Origin of the sequence: Paraburkholderia sp., assembly GCF_035948235.1 — a bacterium.
Classification (GTDB): domain Bacteria; phylum Pseudomonadota; class Gammaproteobacteria; order Burkholderiales; family Burkholderiaceae; genus Paraburkholderia.
This window is the reverse complement of the sequence record NZ_DASZJJ010000273.1, coordinates 1-4,262: the sequence shown is the minus strand read 5'-3', so window position 1 is coordinate 4,262 and position 4,262 is coordinate 1. Positions and strand designations below refer to the sequence as shown.

Annotated in this window: 3 protein-coding genes and 2 pseudogenes; 4 read left to right on the top strand and 1 reads right to left on the bottom strand. The window is 66.0% G+C overall.

Annotated features, from left to right (window positions below; genetic code table 11):
* Nucleotides 1-110 precede the first annotated feature (110 nt).
* The gene (locus VG320_RS23765; RefSeq protein ID WP_327202511.1) at nucleotides 111-1,025 is read left to right on the top strand and encodes an NAD(P)-dependent oxidoreductase; all 915 of its coding nucleotides are present in this window, start codon (nucleotides 111-113) and stop codon (nucleotides 1,023-1,025) included.
* Nucleotides 1,026-1,029: 4 nt separating this feature from the next.
* On the opposite strand, the pseudogene VG320_RS23760 reads toward VG320_RS23765, so the two are convergent.
* Nucleotides 1,030-2,084 (bottom strand): annotated as a pseudogene (locus VG320_RS23760) (Gfo/Idh/MocA family protein).
* A 315-nt stretch (nucleotides 2,085-2,399) separates the two neighbouring features.
* Here VG320_RS23760 and VG320_RS23755 point away from each other — a divergent pair.
* The 3 genes and pseudogenes from VG320_RS23755 to VG320_RS23745 all read left to right on the top strand — a co-directional run.
* Nucleotides 2,400-3,260 carry a shikimate dehydrogenase gene (locus tag VG320_RS23755; protein ID WP_327202510.1) on the top strand — a complete coding sequence of 287 codons (861 nt, stop codon included), beginning with the start codon at nucleotides 2,400-2,402 and terminating at the stop codon, nucleotides 3,258-3,260.
* 49 nt (nucleotides 3,261-3,309) lie between these two features.
* Nucleotides 3,310-3,405 (top strand): annotated as a pseudogene (locus tag VG320_RS23750) (3-oxoacyl-ACP reductase); the annotation flags it as partial.
* A gap of 143 nt (nucleotides 3,406-3,548) precedes the next feature.
* Nucleotides 3,549-4,262, top strand: a 714-nt coding sequence (locus tag VG320_RS23745) for an FAD-binding protein (protein ID WP_327202509.1), incomplete at its 3' end; no start/stop codon positions are given.

Below are 4,262 nucleotides of genomic sequence, written 5' to 3'. Positions count from 1 at the left end.
CTGCTTCTGTGGAATTACTTTTCGTTCTGGAATACTATTCCACAAAAGAAGGTTTAGCAAAGACTTTGTGACCTGACGAACGGCAAGGAAAACGACATGGAGACAAAACAATGCGAGTACTGATCACAGGCGGCAGTGGTTTTCTGGGGGCATGGATCATGAAGCGACTGCTCGCGCGCGGCATGGCGTGCGTGGCGTTTGACCTGCGCGCCAACGCGCGCCTGATCGAAGCGTTGGCCCCCGCGCACGCCGCGCGCGTGCAGTGGCGGACCGGCGACATCGCCAGCGCGGCCGACACGGCCCGCGCGCTCGACGGCTGCGACGCCGTCATTCACCTCGCGGGCATCCTCACGCCGGACTGCGCGGCCAATCCGGTGCGCGGCGCGCAGATCAACCTGATCGGCACGCTCAACGTGTTCGAGGCCGCGCGCGCCGCGGGCCTGCGCCGCGTGCTGTACGCGGGCAGCGCGGGCGTATTCGGCCCCGAGGACGGCGCAACGCCCTTGCCGCAAACGCATTACGGCACCTTCAAGCTCGCCTGCGAAGGCTCGGCGCGCGCGTACTGGCACGACCACGGCATTGCGAGCATCGGCTTTCGCCCACTCGTGGTCTACGGCGCGGGCCGCGAATCGGGATCGAGCGCCGGACCTAGCCTCGCGTGCCGCGCGGCCGCGCGCGACGAGCGCTACACGATCCCGTTCAGCGGTTCGACCGGCCTCGTCTACGCCGACGATGTCGCGGCCGCCTACGAAGCAGCCCTGCTACGCGAATTCGCTGGTGCACACGCCTTCACGCTGGCCGGCGACATGACGCCGGTTGGCACGCTGATCGATCGGATAAAAGCGATCGTGCCCGGCGCGCAGATCGACGCAAGCGGTCCGCCGCTGCCCATCGCCACCGAGTTCCCGCACGACCCCGCGCTCGCTGACCTGTTGCCCGGTCTGCCCCACACCTCGCTGGAACACGGTTTGCACGAGACTGTGGCGTTCTATCAGCAGACGCGCCACAGTCCTCAGCAATCCTGATCGTTTAGCCGTTTCCCGCCTGCATGAGTGCAGGCGCGACCGGCACACGCAGCGACGCCGCGCGTGGACCGCCAGCGTCGCCGCCAGTGTGCGCGCGCCATCGTCGGCGGCACATACAGGGGCCTCTTCGCGCGCGATTACCGCCGCAAAATGGCGCAACTGCTCGTGATAAGGATCGCCCGCATGTGGCGTGCTGCGCTCGACGGTCAACGGCTCGTGCCAACCCTTACCGCTGCGGTATTCCCATACGTCGAGTTGCGGCAGCGTCAACGACGCATCCGTGCCGATCAGGAAATGCGTGTTCTCCTGCTGGCGCGGGTAATGCGCGGCCTCGCCCGCCGCGAGATCCCAGTTCCACGGCGCTGCGGCCGTGTCGGAAACCACCAGCGTGCCAAGCGCGCCGCTCTCGAAACGCAGTAGCACCGCCGCCGTGTCTTCCACCGCGAAACCGCGCACGCCGTTCGACGTTTGCGCCTGCACCTCGACGATCTCGCCCAGCAGGAACCGCATGATGTCGATGTCGTGAATCAGGTTGATGAGCACGGGACCGCCGCCCGCCTCGCGACGCCACTGCATGTCGAAGTACGCATCGGGCTTGTAGAAAGTGGCAAGCGCATTGGCCGCCACCGGCTTGCCCAGGCGCCCCGCGCGCACGATCTCGCGCGCCCGACGCAGGATCGGATTGTGACGCCGATGGTGCCCCACCAGTAACGGCACGCCCGCCTCGCGCGCAGCGCGATCGAGCCGCAGCGCCGCTTCTACGTGATCGGCCACTGGCTTTTCGATCAGCGCAGGAATGCCGCGCGCCACGCACGCGAGCCCAACCTCCACGTGAGTCGCATTGGGCGTCGCGACGATCACCCCTTCTGGCCGCATCTCGTCGAGCATCGCTTCGTAACCGGCGAACCAGCGCAGCCCTTCGGCCACAGCGAATTGCTGTGCGGCGGGTGACGGATCGGCAATCGCCGTCACCTGCACCTGCGAATGAAGCCGTGCGCGCTCCACATGCATCCTGCCGATCGCCCCCGCGCCAATTACCGCCAGTTGTCTCCTTGCCATCGTCTGCCCCCTCCTTTTCCTCGGTTGAAAGATTGCGCTCAAGTGCGGCTACGGGTGAATACCCCGATACTCTGAAACTTTCTTTAATTGTGGAATACTATTCCAATTCGAACTATAGTTCACGCATAACTTTCGGCGCAACGCTCTCGGGCGGCGTGCCAGACACAACGAAACAACCCATTCAAACGGGACAGGAGCGGAGACACATGACAAAAAAATATCTTGAGGACAGCCACATTCCGGCCTCCGGCGCATCGGTTGCCAGCACAACCACTTCGACCGGCGCGTCTGCCCTACTCTGGAGATGAAAACAGCATGACTTCCCCAACTTTCACGCCCGACCCGATCGTTGCGACCACACCCATTTCGCTCGACGAGGGCCTGAGCGGCGCCACGCGCATCTACTTCATCGTCGGCGATCCGATCGCCCAGGTGCGCTCGCCCAAAGGCGTGACGGCGGCGCTGCGTGCGGCGGGCCGCGATGCGCTGGTGGTGCCGGCGCACGTCGCGCCTGACGATCTGGCGGCGTTCTTTGCAGGCGTCACGCCGATGCGCAATGTCGATGGCGTGATCATCACGGTGCCGCACAAGTTCAGCGCAGCGGGCTTCTGCACGACCCTGGGCAACGAAGCCGCGTTTCTCGGCGCGGCCAACACGCTGCGGCGCGGCGCCGACGGTGGATGGCATGGCGGCATGTTCGACGGCACCGGCTTCGTCGCCGCGCTCGCCGACTCGGGCTGCGACCTAGCCGGCAAACGCGCCCTGCTAGTAGGCGCGGGCGGCGCGGGATCGGCCATCGCCCAGGCGCTCGTGAACGCGGGCGTCGCCTCGCTCGACATCCGCGATAACGACGGCGCGCGCGTCAATGCGCTCGTCGAGCGGCTCGCGGCGCTCGGGCGCGGTACCGTGCGCGTGGCCGGCAGCGACGTCGCGGCGGAATCGTTCGAGGTGGTCGTGAACGCCTCGCCGATGGGCATGCGCCCCGAAGACCCGTTGCCCATCGATGTCTCGCGCCTGCCCGCGACCACCTTCGTCGGCGACGTCGTCACCAAACCGCCGCTCACGCCCTTTATCGAAGCGGCCCGCGCACGCGGTTGCAAGACCGTGACCGGCACGCAGATGTTCGCGCGCGTGTGCGATCGCATGGTGGAGTTCCTGCTGGCCGACGCCGCATGAACGCGTCAGCGCGGGTCGCAATCGTGACCGGCGGCGCGGGCGGACTGGGGAAGCGGCCCATCTCGTCGCGTGGCTGGCTTCCGACGAGTGCTCGTTTTCGAGTGGCGCGACCTTCGACCTTTCGGGAGGCCGCGCTACCTACTAACGAGGTGGTATGACCGGTTTTTGTTTTTTGAATTCCATTCCACTTTGAGATTTTCTGGAATACTATTCTACAATCATCGAAAACATGGTTCGCCGCGTCCAACAGCATTCAGGCGCGGCCGACAAAACGAAGGAGACACAGACATGGGCGCGGCCAGACAACAGATCAGCAATGAGGACTGGGACGAGCAAGTCGATCTGCTGATATTCGGCGCAGGCGCGGCCGGCATGACAGCGGCGCTGGTCGCGGACCATGAAAAGCTGAAGGTGCTTCTCTGCGAGAAAACCGCCATGGTGGGCGGCATCACATCGACCTCGGGCGGCACCACCTGGGTGCCTGGAACGGCGCTCAGCGCGCAGGCAGGCGTGCCCGACAGCATCGACGATGCGCGGCGCTTCCTGGAGTCGGTCGTCGGCGCACGCGGCTGCGATGCCGCGCGCGAAGCCTTTTTGCAGAGCGGCCCGCAGGCCATCGATGAACTGGCCCGCATCAGCGACGTGCAGTTCGTCGCCGCCACCGCCCACCCAGACTATGTGAGCGGCCCCGGCGCGGCGTTTGGCGGACGGGCGCTGGTGCCCGCACCATTCGACGCGCGCGTGCTTGGTCGCGCCTTCGCGCGCGTGCGGCCACCGCGCAAGGAGTTCATGGGACTCGGCGGCATGATGGTCGCGCGCAACGATCTGACCGCCCTGCTCGCCCCGTTCGCGTCGCTGGCGAACTTCAACCGCACGATTGCGGTCGTGGGCCGCTATGCGCTCGACCGGCTGCGTTACCCGCGCGGCACCCAACTCTTCATGGGCAATGCGCTGGCCGCGCGGCTCTATTACAGCCTGTGCAAGCGCGGCGTCGAAGTCCGC

Bases quoted from the DNA above. Each gene is read 5' to 3' on its own strand.
- VG320_RS23765 (WP_327202511.1), top strand. From the start codon at position 111: ATGCGAGTACTGATCACAGGCGGCAGTGGTTTTCTGGGGGCATGGATC.
- VG320_RS23755 (WP_327202510.1), top strand. From the start codon at position 2,400: ATGACTTCCCCAACTTTCACGCCCGACCCGATCGTTGCGACCACACCC.